The 13,571-nt window shown below is 42.8% G+C and carries 15 protein-coding genes; 7 read left to right on the top strand and 8 right to left on the bottom strand.

Annotated features, from left to right (window positions below):
• The first annotated feature begins 13 nt into the window (after window positions 1-13).
• A complete protein-coding gene (locus B0O44_RS14660; RefSeq protein WP_110831844.1) occupies window positions 14-469 on the top strand; it encodes a hypothetical protein in 456 nt (151 codons plus the stop codon).
• Here the strand turns inward: B0O44_RS14660 and B0O44_RS14655 are convergent.
• Window positions 466-987, bottom strand: a complete 522-nt coding sequence (locus B0O44_RS14655) for an NADPH-dependent FMN reductase (protein WP_110831842.1) — start codon at window positions 985-987, stop codon at window positions 466-468. The genes B0O44_RS14660 and B0O44_RS14655 overlap by 4 nt on opposite strands.
• Before the next feature lie 182 nt (window positions 988-1,169).
• On the opposite strand from B0O44_RS14655, the gene B0O44_RS14650 reads away from it, so the two are divergent.
• From B0O44_RS14650 to lepB, 5 genes are read left to right on the top strand one after another with little or no spacing between them, the layout of a single operon-like run.
• Window positions 1,170-1,973, top strand: a complete 804-nt coding sequence (locus B0O44_RS14650) for a ParA family protein (protein WP_110831840.1) — start codon at window positions 1,170-1,172, stop codon at window positions 1,971-1,973.
• Window positions 1,974-1,983: 10 nt separating this feature from the next.
• Window positions 1,984-2,904 (top strand): ParB/RepB/Spo0J family partition protein, encoded by a 921-nt coding sequence (locus B0O44_RS14645; RefSeq protein ID WP_110831837.1) that lies wholly within the window; start codon window positions 1,984-1,986, stop codon window positions 2,902-2,904.
• Window positions 2,904-3,536, top strand: a complete 633-nt coding sequence (locus B0O44_RS14640) for a DUF5683 domain-containing protein (RefSeq protein ID WP_110831835.1) — start codon at window positions 2,904-2,906, stop codon at window positions 3,534-3,536. Before B0O44_RS14645 ends, B0O44_RS14640 begins: the two co-directional genes overlap by 1 nt.
• Window positions 3,537-3,595: 59 nt before the next feature.
• Entirely contained in the window at window positions 3,596-4,336 is a 741-nt protein-coding gene (gene dapB, locus B0O44_RS14635) for a 4-hydroxy-tetrahydrodipicolinate reductase (protein ID WP_110831832.1), read from the top strand.
• An 8-nt stretch (window positions 4,337-4,344) separates the two neighbouring features.
• On the top strand, window positions 4,345-5,544 hold the full coding sequence (gene lepB / locus B0O44_RS14630) for a signal peptidase I (protein ID WP_110831829.1): 1,200 nt from the start codon (window positions 4,345-4,347) through the stop codon (window positions 5,542-5,544).
• An 11-nt stretch (window positions 5,545-5,555) separates the two neighbouring features.
• On the opposite strand, the gene B0O44_RS14625 is transcribed toward lepB, so the two are convergent.
• From B0O44_RS14625 to rpmB, 7 genes are all read right to left on the bottom strand, one after another.
• The gene (locus B0O44_RS14625) at window positions 5,556-6,641 is read right to left on the bottom strand and encodes an Ldh family oxidoreductase (protein WP_110831827.1); all 1,086 of its coding nucleotides are present in this window, start codon (window positions 6,639-6,641) and stop codon (window positions 5,556-5,558) included.
• A gap of 12 nt (window positions 6,642-6,653) precedes the next feature.
• Complete coding sequence (gene bshC / locus B0O44_RS14620; RefSeq protein WP_110831824.1) at window positions 6,654-8,243, bottom strand: bacillithiol biosynthesis cysteine-adding enzyme BshC; 1,590 nt, start codon at window positions 8,241-8,243, stop codon at window positions 6,654-6,656.
• Window positions 8,244-8,289: 46 nt separating this feature from the next.
• On the bottom strand, window positions 8,290-9,624 hold the full coding sequence (gene rimO, locus B0O44_RS14615; RefSeq protein WP_110831822.1) for a 30S ribosomal protein S12 methylthiotransferase RimO: 1,335 nt from the start codon (window positions 9,622-9,624) through the stop codon (window positions 8,290-8,292).
• 56 nt (window positions 9,625-9,680) lie between these two features.
• Window positions 9,681-10,643: a signal recognition particle-docking protein FtsY gene (gene ftsY / locus B0O44_RS14610; RefSeq protein WP_110831820.1), complete on the bottom strand. Its 963-nt coding sequence runs from the start codon at window positions 10,641-10,643 to the stop codon at window positions 9,681-9,683.
• Between the two features lie 72 nt (window positions 10,644-10,715).
• Window positions 10,716-10,883, bottom strand: coding sequence for a DUF4295 domain-containing protein (locus tag B0O44_RS14605; protein ID WP_108554932.1), 168 nt, complete (start codon window positions 10,881-10,883; stop codon window positions 10,716-10,718).
• 38 nt (window positions 10,884-10,921) lie between these two features.
• Window positions 10,922-11,104, bottom strand: coding sequence for a 50S ribosomal protein L33 (rpmG, locus tag B0O44_RS14600; RefSeq protein ID WP_008242799.1), 183 nt, complete (start codon window positions 11,102-11,104; stop codon window positions 10,922-10,924).
• Window positions 11,105-11,143: 39 nt separating this feature from the next.
• A complete protein-coding gene (rpmB, locus tag B0O44_RS14595) occupies window positions 11,144-11,377 on the bottom strand; it encodes a 50S ribosomal protein L28 (protein ID WP_108554931.1) in 234 nt (77 codons plus the stop codon).
• Window positions 11,378-11,616: 239 nt separating this feature from the next.
• Between rpmB and acs the strand changes: the two genes are divergently transcribed.
• On the top strand, window positions 11,617-13,512 hold the full coding sequence (gene acs / locus B0O44_RS14590; RefSeq protein ID WP_110831997.1) for an acetate--CoA ligase: 1,896 nt from the start codon (window positions 11,617-11,619) through the stop codon (window positions 13,510-13,512).
• The last annotated feature ends 59 nt before the right edge of the window (window positions 13,513-13,571 follow it).

Below are 13,571 nucleotides of genomic sequence, written 5' to 3'. Positions count from 1 at the left end.
CAAATAAAACGATATGTCTTTTTTAAATGCCGCTATAAATAATGTTAAGGATGAATTTCTGAAAGAACAGCTTCAGGACCGGGTAGATATCATAGGGCATAAGATTAAATTTATGGACCGGGTTCCCCTGATTGTTTTGAACAGCGATAATGAGGTCAATCCCTTACTGAATGAACTTTTGACGATTGCGGGGGGGGATGTTGTTGCTGCACCGGTCCTGGCCCGGGTGCTGATTTATCAGGACCAGCTACAGGGAATGACCGGGCTTATGGGGGCTGTTCCGGCCTTGCTGGAAAAAGAATGGCCTGCCGTGGAATTTAGCCGTCTTTATTTGATGGACACTTTAAACGGCGATTTCAAGGATCCACAGTACCTGGTTTCTATACTGGAAGACCTGGCCGAGATCCTTTATCCGGGCTATTTTGTTTTTGGTACAGAGGGGAAAAACTGGATGAGTTTTGGGGTTTAAAAAGCAATAAACTTGTCCATTTGCTCTGAAGTGAATTTCAGGGTATCTTCTTTAAAAAATTCAAAATCTTCATTCATTTCCTGTTTAATGGCCGAAACATGGATGCGAAGCGGCATCACGTGCAAATGCAGGTAACTGCAGATACCTGCAAAATGGTCCACGCCCCTGATGTTGCCATATTTTCCCGAAGAAATACCCACCAGGCAAGCTTTTTTATTGTAAAAACTTTCAGGAAAATTACAGGCATCTATAAATGTTTTCAATACCCCCGGAAAACTACCGTTGTACTCCGGAATGACAAACAAAAACTTTTCTGTTTTGGCCACCAGTTCCTGTATGGGTTTGAAAGCCTCGCTTCTGTTGCCATAAAGATCTGTTTTAATCAGGGTGTCGGGAAGTTCTTCCAGGCTCAGCAACTGGGTCTCAAGGCCTTTAAGCTTTAAAACCTTTTGATAATATTTTGCGATTCTGAGCGTATTACTATGAGCTCTGTTTGTTCCTGATATGATGGTAACCATGTAAAAATTGTTAATAAGATGTTTAAAACACTTATTGCATTGTCGCCATATATGGCAATAAGTTTGTATCTTAGCTAATCGTTAAAAAGTGCCTGATTCATACAAAAATAGCATTTTTTGGTGTAAAAAAATCAAGTATAATCAAGCTTCAGGTAAATAAAAGGTAATTTTTAAAAAGATAAATGAGTAAAATTATTGCATTAGCGAATCAAAAGGGAGGGGTTGGTAAAACCACTTCTTCTATAAATTTAGCCGCTAGCTTAGCCGTATTAGAGTACAGGACCTTATTGGTCGATGCAGATCCTCAGGCCAATTCCACTTCCGGTATTGGATTTGATCCAAGGAATATCAAAAACAGCATTTACGAATGTATCATTAATGATGTAGAGCCTTCTGAAGCGATACAAAAAACCGATACACCGAATCTTGACCTATTGCCTGCGCATATTGACCTTGTCGGGGCAGAAATTGAAATGATCAACCTCAGCAGCAGGGAATATAAAATGAAAGCGGTACTGGAAAAAGTAAAAGACCAGTACGATTTTATCATCATTGACTGTTCTCCTTCGCTGGGTCTGATTACCATTAACGCTTTAACAGCGGCAAATTCTGTGATCATTCCCGTTCAGTGTGAGTATTTTGCATTGGAAGGGCTGGGTAAATTACTCAACACCATAAAAATTGTCCAAACCAGACTGAACCCTGAACTGGAAATCGAAGGCATTTTACTGACCATGTACGATGTGCGCCTACGCCTTTCCAACCAGGTGGTTGAAGAGGTCAGGACCCATTTCCAGGACCTGGTATTTGAAACCATTATACAACGCAATACACGTTTAAGTGAAGCCCCAAGTTATGGTGTATCTGTCATTATGCACGATGCAAATTGCAAGGGAGCGATTAATTATCTGAATCTGGCCCGCGAAATTGTCCGTAAAAACGGATTGGTCGATGAGGTTGAAGATTTGAAAACAGCAATTATATAAATAAAACTTAATGACGTCTTTTCAGCGAAAAACAGGTTTAGGTAAAGGATTAAGTGCGCTTTTGGACGATACAGATGCTGTCCATCCGCCTAAGAGCAGCATAAATCCGGTCAGTGAAACCGGTTCTGCACAAAGTCAGGAAAACAATATAGGGGAAATTAACATCCATGAGATTGAAACCAATCCCTACCAACCCCGTACAGAGTTTGATCAGGTTGCTTTAAATGAACTGAGCGAATCCATAAAGGTACAAGGCCTGATCCAGCCCATTACGGTCAGAAAAACGGCTGCAAACCAGTACCAGCTAATTTCCGGGGAACGAAGACTTCGCGCTTCCAAAATGGCCGGATTAAGCAGAATACCAGCCTATATCCGGAGTGCCAATGACCAGCAGATGCTGGAAATGGCGCTGATCGAGAATATACAACGCGAAAACTTAAACGCAATAGAAGTGGCCTTAAGTTTCCAGCGCATGATGGAGGAATGTAATTTAAAGCAAGAACAACTCGGGGAAAGGGTTGGAAAAAACCGGACAACGGTAACCAATTACCTGCGTTTACTGAAACTTCCCCCTGTCATACAGATCTCTATCCGTGACCAGAAAATTTCTATGGGGCACGCACGGGCTTTAATCAGTGTGGAAGGGGTAGATAAACAATTGTTTATTCACCAGGAAATTCTGGATAAGGGCCTTTCGGTCCGTAAGGTAGAAGAACTGGTCAGGAGCATCAACAGCTTGCAGCTGAAGCCTAAAACAGGTAAACAATCTGCCGGCGTTTCTTTTGAGTATCAGAAACTTCAAAAAGACCTGGCTTCCAGGTTTGCAACAAAGGTTAAACTCAAAGTTGGACAAAATGGCAAAGGGGCTATTGAAATTCCCTTTGTTTCTGATGATGACCTGAACAGAATCTTAGAATTATTAGATTGGTAATGCCTAAAAGCCTGTTGGTCATAACAGCCCTGTTGTTTTTTGCCTCTTTATCTTTAAAGGCACAGCAGCCTATTGAAATAAAAAAAGACAGTGCCAAAATTGTAAGGTCCGGAACCGATACCCTCAAACCCAAACCTTATGTGAACCTGGGTAAAATAGCAGGTCGTAAAGCCGCTTTACGTTCTGCAATGGTGCCTGGCCTGGGCCAGATCGGCAATGGGGTTACGGTATACCGCCTCATTAAAGTTGGGGCAATTTATACCGGAGCGACATTACTAGCCCTTTCGTATATAGACAATACAAATAACTATCATAAATACCTGACTGAACTGCAGTACCGGGTGAACCACAACGGAGTACCTGATCCGAATGGTTCTTTGATCCCTTATCCGACATCAGGGCTGATTACGGCAAAAGATACTTATGCCCGTAACCGCTGGGTGATCATTTTCTCCTTTGGGGCCCTGTATGCGGCCAATATCATTGAGGCTTATGTCGATGCCCGGCTCAAATATTTTGATATTGGCCAGGACCTGGGTTTTAAAATTAGCCCCACCCTGATCCAGAAAGACATGCTTTATGGTTATAATGGAGCGGTAAGTCCGGGCATAAAGTTGTCCATGAGGTTTTAAGAGAAATTAGCACATAAGGTTTAAAAAACCGTATCATTATAAAAAAGAAATAGAAAACAATGAAAATAGCCCTGCTTGGTTATGGTAAAATGGGTCAGATCATAGAGCGTTTTGCACTAGAAAGAGGCCATGAAATTGTATTAAAAATAAACATTGACAATCAGCAGGAGCTGAATACGGCAAACCTGAGAAAAGCCGATATGGCTATAGACTTCAGTGCGCCCGATGCTGCTTTAAGTAACATTTACGCCTGTTTTGATGCGAATTTACCCGTCGTTGTGGGAACAACCGGCTGGTATGGACAGCTGCAGGAAGTAAAAAATGATTGTCTGAACCGTAACAATACCCTGCTTTACGGGTCGAATTTCAGCATAGGTGTCAATTTGTTTTTTCACATTAATGAAGTAATGGCCCGTTTGATGAATAATTTTCCGGATTATGATGTACAGGTGGAAGAGATCCACCATACCCAGAAACTGGATGCCCCAAGCGGTACGGCCATGACCCTGGCCGAGGAAATTATTGAAAACCTGGACAATAAAAAAGAATGGGTAAATGAATTGGAAGGAACTCCATTTGAACAGGTATTGAAAAATGACCAGTTGCTGATCACCTCGCAGCGGGTAGAAAATGTACCTGGCACACATACGGTAATTTACAGCTCCGAAGTGGATGATATTGAACTGAAACATACGGCCCACAGTAGGGCTGGTTTTGCTCTGGGTGCAGTAGTTGCGGCAGAATGGCTGCAAAATAAACAAGGCTTTTACAATATTGCCGATATATTTAATTTTAAATAAAACAAAATATGAACTGGAAGTTCTGGCAAAAAAATAAGGATACTGCCAATCCAAAAAAGAAAAAATCCAAAGGCAGGGAATGGACTGATGCCATTATATTTGCGGTTGTCGCCGCCACTGTAATCCGGGTCTTTTTTATTGAAGCCTACACCATTCCAACCGGCTCGATGGAACGGTCATTACTTGTTGGCGACTTTTTGTTTGTAAGTAAAGTGAATTATGGGGCTAGGATTCCCATGACACCTATAGCTTTTCCTTTTGCGCACCATACCATGCCTTTAACAGGTACAAAAGCGTATTGGGATGGCGTACAGTGGAAATACCGCCGTTTACCTGGCTTAACCAATATCAAAAGAAATGATGTGGTGGTTTTTAACTTTCCCGAGGGCGATACAGTAGCCCTGGAGCAACAGGACCATAATTATTATGAAATGGTGAGGTCTTTAGGTTGGAAAGCGGTAAACAGCCAGTTTACCATTGTGAGCAGACCCGTCGATAAAAGAGAAAATTACATCAAGCGTTGTATTGGCATTGCCGGTGATGTGGTCAGTATGAAAAACGGACTGGTATCGGTAAATGGAAAACCGGAGAAACTGAAAAGTACCGGACAGATTACTTATGCGGTGAAATTTAAAACCTCAGAAGTCAATTTCAGTATTTTTGAAGGCATGGGTTTTGACCTTCAGGCAGATATTACCGGGCTTTCTCAAAACACCTATGAGTTTACAGGTACAGAACCAATGATGGAACAGGTCCGTAAACTGGATTTCGTAGAAAGTGTTCAGGAGAACACCAAGCCGGAAGGGGAGCAGGACCTGGGCGTTTTTCCGCATGATCCAGCCAGGAAATGGAATGTAGACAATTTTGGACCGATTACCATTCCTAAAAAAGGCTGGACAGTAAAACTGGACAGTGTGACCATGCCTTTGTACGAAAGGAGCATTCGGATCTATGAAGGAAATAAGGTTGAAAAAGTAGGCAAAGACTGGATGATCAATGGTCAGAAAGCAGACAGTTATACCTTTAAAATGGATTATTACTGGATGCAGGGGGATAACAGGCACAATTCACTGGACTCCCGTTTCTGGGGCTTTGTTCCGGAGGACCATGTGGTCGGTAAGGCTTTGTTCATCTGGATGAGCTATAACGATAAAGGCTCTTTCTTTAGTAAGATCAGATGGAGCAGGTTATTAAAAGGGATTCATTAGAATCCCTTTTTTTAGGAAAGGGTGTGGCTTCCCAGCTTTTGGGCAAGTTCGTTCAGGTCTTTTACCACCGCATCGATTAAAGGAATGCCTTTTTCCCGGCGCTGCTGCTCAGACAGGTATTCGGGTTCACCCGGAATAATAACCTTTTTGGAAGGGTCTATGGTACCTGAGCTTTTAAAACGCGCAATCCAGTTGTCCAGGTGGGTTTTAAATTCTGCTGCCGGACGGAAACCATCTACGCGCATGGCACCCAGAAAATGTCCTATTCCTTCTCCAACCGGATCCGAAGGCGGTTCCAGAAAAGCAACAAAGGGAGGGACCCAGGGGCCATAATTTGCGCCTGAAAGTACCGCGGATAAAATATCTACTGTTGCCCCCAGGCCATAGCCTTTATGGCTTCCATGATCCTTATCACTACCTAGCGGTAATAGAGAACCGCCATTTTTTAGTTCGTGTGCATTAGTAGAACTGTGTCCCTGCTTGTTTTGTACCCAGCCTTCAGGTATAGGTAAATCTGCTCTCTGAGCAATTTCCAGTTTCCCGTTTGCTGCCGCTGCAGTAGCCATATCGACCACAACAGGAGGATATGCCCCGGCGGGAAAAGCATAACACATGGGATTGGTGCCCAACAGGCGTTCACTGGAATAGGTTGGTGCAACCAGCGGACTCGCATTGGTCATGCTGATGCCGATCATGTCATTTTCCACTGCCATCAGGGAATGGTATCCGGCAATGCCAAAATGGTTGGAATTGCGTACAGATACCCAGCCGCTGCCGTAAACTTTTGCTTTTTCTATGGCCAGTTCCATGGCAAATGGGGCAACGACCAGACCCAGTCCGGCATCGCCGTCTACAGTGGCGGTTGTCGCCGTTTGGTGAACGATTTTGATGTCAGGCCGGCTATTGATCCTTTTTTTCTCCCAAAGCCTTACATAGCCGCTTAAACGCGCTACACCATGGGAGTCAATTCCACGAAGGTCCGATTTAAGCAATACATCGGCAGCCAAACGGGCATGGGTATCACTGCAACCCATTTTTAAAAAAACAGCTTCTGTAAAACTGCGTAATTGCTGCTCGGTAAAAGTTTGAAAAATCATATACAGGCTTTGTTAGGCAAAAAACACGGTAAACTGATGGTCCAGTGGTTTAAAGCTTTTCAACAGGGATTGAATAAAATCGTCGCCATAAAGAACATACATAGGGGCAATATTTACCACCCTTTCCTGTAATACACCGGAAGGGAAAAGTTTGTTTTTTAGGGCATCGATCTGGTTCAAAGAAGTCGCATGTTTTCTTTTTTCTGCCCTGAGCATCTTTTTTTCCAGGTTGTCGATCAGCTTTAGGGTCCTGGTTTTTGCAGCATCGGTAGAAGGGGATAAAGTTTTATCAATCTTAAAGGCATCTAGTTTGATGTGGTCAAATATGGCGCTCACAGACCTGCGTTCATCCTCCAGGCTTAGGGCAAGGTTGTGTACATGCGACTTGATCCATTCATTTTTTAAAGTTTCATTGGACTGAAACAAACTTTGATGACTGATGCCCAGGATGTGCATTTTTCTTGCGCTTTGGGCATCAATAACCAGTGCCGAGTTGCGCAACATCAGGACCGGATAAGGTACATGATAATGATCAAAATTTGATTTGAGCTGCAGCCAGTAGGTCACTTCGGCCCCACCTCCAATATAAGCCAGATTTGGGAGGATGACTTCCTGGTACAGGGGACGCATGACTACATTCGGGCTGAAACGTTCCGGATAATCTTTAATTTCCTGCATCAGCTCCTCCTGGGTAAAAGTAAGTGCTGTATTCAGTACTTTATAGGTATCGTTTTCATAGATGATCCGCTCGCGGAGCTGATCTGTCATATAGAAAAAGTTCACTTCCCTTGGATTGACCTGGGCTTTATAGCCGGCATTTTCCAGGGCCTGGTTGCTGCGGCTGATTTCCCGGAAACTATGCTGCTGTGTAACATCTGCTGCAATGATGGCTGCAAACTGCTGTTTCAATGCGCGGTCATCGGCATCGATACAAATTAAGCCTTCATTACCGAAAAGGCCATTGACCAGTTCACGGGTCGCTGCGCTGAGGTTGCTGTGGTTACTGTAAGCCCGGTCAACCAGTTCCGAGAGTTTTTTCCCGTTTTCACTGATGCCCAGATAGCCTTTGTAGGCCTGCAAAACTTCCGTGATGTCTTTAGGGTTTAAGCGCCCTGTAGCACCTGAAGCCTGTTTTTTCCAGGTCAACATTTTATCTTCTACCCTGAGGTGATTGATCTCTTCAAAATCATGATCTTCAGTGGCCATCCAATAAACGGGAACAAAATTACAATCCGGAAATTGTTGTTTCAATTCCCTGGCCAGGTTAATGGCCGTGACAATCTTATAAATAAAATATAAAGGGCCGGTAAAAATATTGAGCTGATGTCCTGTGGTAATGGTAAAGGTTTTTTCCTCTGCCAGCAACCCGAGGTTCGTTTTCAGGGGATTGCTCAACACCATTCCAGCATATTGTTTTTCCAGGGCTTGGAGCAGTACAGTTCTGTCCCCGATCATTTTACGGGAATTCAGCGCTTGCTCAAAGCCATTCAAATCAGGCCGGAAGCTATAAAAAGGATCAAGTACCCTTTTTCCTTCTACGTAATCCAATACGACTGAAGAAAAGGAATGGGTGTCCTGGTAAGATATGTATTTGGCAAGCATCGGCACGAATTTAAGTTATTAAACTATAATTCACAGTGCAGTGCTTTTATTTTACAATTTGTCCATACAGATCAAAATCTTCGGCACGGTCAATTTTTACCTGTACAAAACTTCCGTTTGCGGCATAACCCGTAGCAGCGTCGATTAAAACCTCATTGTCTACTTCAGGAGAGTCGAATTCGGTACGTCCAATAAAATAATCACCTTCTTTTCTGTCCACGAGTACTTTATAGGTTTTGCCTACCTTATGTTGATTGATGTCAAATGAAATTCCCTGCTGAAGCTCCATAATGGCATCCACACGTTCCTGTTTTACTTCTTCAGGTACATCGTCAACAAGGTTGTGGGCATGGGTTTTTTCTTCGTGAGAATAGGTAAAACAGCCTAAACGGTCAAAACGGGTAGCTTCTACCCAATCGAACATTTCCTGAAAATCCTGCTCTGTTTCGCCAGGATAACCACAAATCAGGGTGGTGCGCATGGCAATGTTTGGTACTTTGTCCCGGATTTGGTTGACGATATCTATGGTCTTTTGTTTGGTGATTCCCCGGCGCATGGACTTTAACATATTGTCTGTGATGTGCTGTAAAGGCATATCCAGGTATTTGCAGATGTTTTCACGTTCATTCATGGCATCCAGGATTTCCATCGGAAAGCCCGAAGGATAGGCATATTGCAAACGGATCCATTCTATACCGTTTACATCCGATAAACGTCTGAGCAATTCGTCAAGGTTACGTTTTCCATAAATATCCAGGCCATAATAAGTGAGGTCCTGTGCAATCAGGATAAGTTCTTTGGTGCCCCCGGCAGCCAGTATTTTTGCTTCGTTCACCAGTTCGTTCATGTCACGGGAAACGTGTTTTCCGCGCATTAAAGGAATGGCACAAAAGGAGCAGGGACGGTTACAGCCTTCGGCAATTTTAAAATAGGCAAAATGAGAAGGGGTTGTCAATAATCTTTCTCCAATCAGTTCATGTTTATAATTGGCACCCAACGAGTGCAGGATGTTGTTAAGGTCGTTGGTCCCGAAAAAGGCATCCACATTGGTGATCTCGGACTCCAGTTCTGGTTTATAACGCTCAGAAAGGCAGCCGGTCACAATCACTTTACCCACCTTGCCTTGTTCCTTTAACTGGCTGTATTGTAAAATGGTGTCTATTGATTCCTGTTTGGCATTGTCAATAAAACCGCAGGTATTGATCACCACAATATCGTCTTTACTGACTTTATCAGATTCATGTACCACATCCATTTGATTTCCGCGCAACTGTCCCATTAAAACTTCAGAATCATAAAGATTTTTGGAGCAGCCCAGGGTAATGACGTTGACCTTGGGTTTTTTAGCGGTAATGATTTTGGAAGTGGTTTTTGTATTCATTGAATTTGATATAAAATGGATCCCCAAAGGGACAATATTAATTTTTTGAGTGGGGTTTATTTGAATAAGCTGTCTACGAATGCTTTTTTATCAAACAACTGAAGGTCATTTACGCCTTCACCCACACCGATGTATTTTACGGGAATTTTGAACTGGTCGGAAATCCCGATCACTACGCCACCTTTGGCTGTGCCATCCAGTTTGGTAATGGCCAGGGCATTCACATCTGTTGCTTCTGTAAATTGTTTACATTGCTCAAAGGCATTTTGTCCGGTCGATCCGTCAAGGACCAGCAAAATTTCATGAGGGGCGCCCGGAACAACTTTGTCCATTACGTTTTTGATTTTCCCCAATTCATTCATCAGGCCGATTTTGTTGTGCAAACGTCCGGCAGTATCTATAATGACCACGTCTTCTTTGTTGGCCACCGCAGACTGCAGGGTATCAAAAGCCACAGAAGCAGGATCCGAACCCATGGCCTGGGCCACCACACGTACACCTACACGCTCGCCCCATAGTTTAATCTGCTCAACGGCAGCTGCCCTGAAGGTATCTGCAGCACCCAGCACGACTTTAAGGTTTTCATTTTTAAGTTTACTGGCCAATTTACCAATGGTCGTGGTTTTACCCACACCGTTGACCCCAACCACCATAATGACATAAGGTTTATGGTCACCATATTCAAACTTGCGAAAGTCATTGCTGTTGTTTTCTGCCAGAAGCAATTGGATCTCGTCCCGGAGCAAATGATTCAGCTCGGAGGTAGAAAGGTATTTGTCTTTTGAAACACGCTGCTGGACACGGTCAATAATTTTTAGTGTAGTGGAAACCCCCACATCAGAAGTGACCAATACTTCCTCCAGGTTGTCAAGAACATCATCATCAACGGTTGACTTTCCGGCAACAGCTTTGGTGATTTTACTTAAAAAACCTTCTTTAGTTTTCTCTAAACCCCTGTCCAAAGCTTCCTGGGCTTCGGGGGCGGTTTCTTTTTTCTTGAAAAAATCAAATAGACCCATACGAATGTTTAACAAAACAAAAAAAGCCCTCCCAGAATGAAGGGACGGCTCTAATATTATAGAATATTGAGATTACTTACCTTCTTGAGGTGCAGTAATAGCATCTTTAACGTGATCGTTGTGAACAATGATTTCTTTGAAAGAATATGCACCTGTTTTAGGCGATTTAGTCATTGTAATAACTTTCGAATACTCTTTTCCTTTACCCGTTTTAAGGGTTGCAACTACCTTTTTTGCCATGATCTAAATAGATTTGTATTGTTGAAATACTAAATGTATTACTTAATTTCTTTGTGTACAGTTACTTTTTTCAATACTGGATTGAATTTTTTCAACTCTAATCTTTCAGTAGTGTTTTTACGGTTTTTAGTAGAGATATATCTAGACATACCAGGCATGCCGCTAGTTTTATGCTCTGTACATTCTAGAATAACTTGTACTCTGTTACCTTTCTTTGCCATTTTATTATAATTGAAGCCGGTAAAAACCAGCCGAAGTTGTTACAAAAATCCTTTTTTCACGAAGCGGTTGATTGCTTCTGTAATACCAATTTTATTGATGGTTTTGATAGCTGAAGTAGATACTTTCAGTGTTATCCAACGATCTTCCTCAGGAATATAAAATTTCTGAAGTTGTAAGTTGGGATAAAACTTACGCTTAGTTTTAACATTTGAGTGAGAAACATTAAAACCTGTCATCGCCATTTTTCCGGTTAAATCACAAACTCTAGACATGCCTTTAAATATATATTGTTAATTATTAGTCGCTTAATTTTTTAAGAGTGTGCAAATATCTGAATAATATTTGTAATCATCAAGGCGCTACCGGATATTTTTCAAAAATATTATCAATATTCCCTCTGCGACTGTTGTAAGGCCACAAATTTATATAAATTCTTAATATTAAATATAAATACTTTAACAAAACCAATAAAGCTATATTTGGATCTTAGTATTGAAATAAGAACCACATGATGCAAATTAATTCTTTTGATGAATATCAAAAAACCTACAAACTAAGCGTTGAACAGCCGGAAGAGTTTTGGTCTGGCATAGCGAGTACTTTTAAATGGAGAAAGAAATGGGACAAAGTCCTGAGCTGGAACTTTTCAGAGCCTAATGTTAAATGGTTTGAAGGTGCCAAGCTGAACATCACCGAAAACTGCCTGGACAGGCATCTTGCAGAAAACGGTGATAAACCGGCCATCATATGGGAATCAAATGATCCCGAAAAAGACAGTATTACGTTGACCTATAAAATCCTGCATGAGCAGGTGTGCCGTTTTGCCAATGTACTCAAAAAAAACCAGGTCAAAAAAGGAGACAGGGTGTGTATTTACATGCCAATGGTACCTGAATTGGCGGTGGCTGTATTGGCCTGTGCAAGAATCGGTGCGGTGCATTCCGTAGTTTTTGGTGGTTTTTCTGCAAAATCTATTGCAGACCGTATTAATGATGCCAGTTGTAAACTGGTCATTACTGCAGATGGCGCTTACAGGGGAGCCAAACAGATCCAGCTGAAAGAAGTGATCGATGATGCGCTCATCGGTTGTCCTTCGGTAGAAAAAGTGATCGTGCTGACCCATACCCGCACCCCAGTGTCCATGTTAAAAGGCAGAGACCTTTGGTTTGAGGATGAAATTAAATTAGTGGATACCGATTGTCCTGCTCAAGAGATGGATGCAGAAGACATGCTGTTTATTTTATACACATCGGGTTCAACCGGTAAACCCAAAGGTGTAGTCCATACCGTAGGTGGCTATATGGTTTATGCGGGTTATACTTTTTCAAATGTATTTAATTACCAGCCCGAAGAAGTCTTTTTCTGTACGGCCGATATTGGCTGGATCACAGGCCACTCTTATATTGTTTACGGACCTTTATCGCAAGGGGCAACGACCCTGATGTTTGAGGGGGTGCCGACCTATCCTACACCGGCCAGGCTATGGGAGGTGGTGGATAAACACAAAGTAAATATTCTCTATACGGCCCCGACCGCCATCCGGTCTTTAATGGGCTTTGGTGATGAACCGGTGGATGGCGCAGACCTGAGTTCTTTAAGGGTATTGGGGTCGGTAGGAGAACCTATAAATGAAGAGGCCTGGCATTGGTTTGATGAGCATGTGGGCAAGAAAAAATGTCCTATAGTAGATACCTGGTGGCAAACCGAAACCGGTGGGTTGATGATTTCTCCCATTGCTTTTGTGACCCCGACCAAACCCAGCTATGCCACTTTACCTTTACCGGGCGTACAGCCTGTGCTGGTCGACGAGCAGGGGAATGTCATAGAAGGCAATGGAGTGAGTGGAAATTTATGCATCAAATTCCCATGGCCTGGTATGCTCAGAACAACCTACGGAGATCACCAGCGCTGTAAACTCACTTATTTTTCGACCTATGAAAACCTTTATTTTACAGGTGATGGTTGTTTGAGGGATGAGGACGGATATTATAGAATTACTGGAAGGGTAGATGATGTGATCAATGTATCCGGACACCGGATCGGTACTGCCGAGGTGGAAAATGCCATTAATATGCATGCAGGGGTAGTTGAAAGTGCTGTGGTGGGTTATCCTCATGAGGTGAAAGGACAGGGCATTTATGCTTTTGTTATTTTTCCTAATCCGCACAGTGATGCAGACCTGAGCCGTAAAGACATTCTGCAAACCGTAACCAGGGTGATCGGGGCGATAGCGAAGCCCGATAAGATCCTGTTTGTATCTGGTCTGCCTAAAACCCGGTCAGGAAAAATTATGAGACGTATTTTAAGAAAAATTGCCGAAGGCGATATCTCTAATCTTGGAGACATCAGTACGTTACAGGACCCTGCGGTAGTGGAGGAAATTATAGAGAAAGCAAAACAGGTCTGATGCCTTAGATTTGTTCTTAACAAACAGCCGCCCGGACATTTTGGTTCCGGGCGGCTGTT

Origin of the sequence: Pedobacter nutrimenti, assembly GCF_003208655.1 — a bacterium.
GTDB lineage: Bacteria > Bacteroidota > Bacteroidia > Sphingobacteriales > Sphingobacteriaceae > Pedobacter > Pedobacter nutrimenti.
This window is presented reverse-complemented; position numbering and strand designations above follow the sequence as displayed.